Origin of the sequence: Carboxylicivirga sp. M1479 (assembly GCF_007097485.1) — a bacterium.
GTDB lineage: Bacteria > Bacteroidota > Bacteroidia > Bacteroidales > Marinilabiliaceae > Carboxylicivirga.
Genome location: NZ_VKDE01000088.1, coordinates 1 through 1,272, shown reverse-complemented (window position 1 = coordinate 1,272; position 1,272 = coordinate 1). Strand labels below are relative to the sequence as shown.

1 protein-coding gene is annotated in these 1,272 nt (G+C 41.6%); it reads right to left on the bottom strand.

The features are described 5' to 3' along the window. Window positions 1-184: 184 nt before the first annotated feature. A partial coding sequence (locus FNN09_RS20890) for a sulfatase-like hydrolase/transferase (RefSeq protein WP_143304429.1) occupies window positions 185-1,272 on the bottom strand: 1,088 nt, incomplete at its 5' end.

Below are 1,272 nucleotides of genomic sequence, written 5' to 3'. Positions count from 1 at the left end.
CCATTTAGCCAGGCGTTACCGGCTAAGGGAACTGAAGCAGCAAAATCAATCGAACTATTGTCTGTACACGACGATAAAGCAATGACCAGGGTGAATAGGACACCAAATACTTTCTTCATTTATTTATTCTTTAACACATAACTAATAATAAGCCTCACAACCGCATATAGGCTAATACATTTTCTTAGCGATTTAATCGAATGGATTCTCCATTTAAAATCTTATCCAGTTCTTCAGCCATTGATTTAGCCATCTCCGGATATTCATCAATCACATTGTTTTGCTCACCAGGATCAACAGCCAGGTTATACAACTGCTTGTTCATTTTAGGACTGCCATAACCTCGCTTTAAATCAGGAATATACTTCCAATTCCCACGCCGTAAAGCTTTGCCTTTACCCGCTTCTTCAATCATGTATGGTAAGCCACTTTTGCTAGTACCTAAGAAGGTGCCCATGGTGTTTCGACTATCTATTCCTTCATTATCATTTAATGGAACATTCAGGTAATCAGCCAGTGAACCCATCAGGTCAATTTGGTTAACCAGGGCATCTGATACACCAGGTTTGATCTTGCCTGGCCAACTTACAATAAATGGCACACGGGTTCCTCCTTCGTATATCTGGTATTTCCCACCTCGATAGATACCGGAACCATCATGCCCACGGTCAAGCTCTTCAGATGAAAGTTCAACAGTGGTTCCATCCTTATAGCCATCATTATAAACAGGACCATTATCACTGGAGAAGATCACAATGGTATTTTCAGCTATACCATTTTCCTCCAGTGCATTCATAATTTCACCAACAGCCCAATCAAATTGTACCATGGCATCACCACGGTAACCAAGGCTAGTTGTTCCATGAAAACGGGGGTGCGGCGTTCGAGGCACATGAATATCCTGAGCAGCATAATACAGGAAGAACGGCTTTTCCTTATTCTTTTTAATGTAAGCCTTTGTTTTTTCAACAAATACGTCTGTCATGGTTTCATCATTCCAAAGCGCTGATTTACCTCCTGCCATATAGCCAATTCGGCCAATGCCATTGGTTACCGAGTTATTATGTCCATGCACACCCATGTAGTAGGTCATCGCCTCTGGATTGGTTCTGCCATCAGGATATTGAGTGATATGCTTTTTACTCGTGACATACTTTTTACTCCCAACAAAAAGTGAGTCTTTTGTATCCAGGTTAAGCACCCTGTGTCCATCCAAATAAACCGTTGGCACACGATCGTTGGTAGAAGGAAGTAGAAACGAAGAGTTAAACC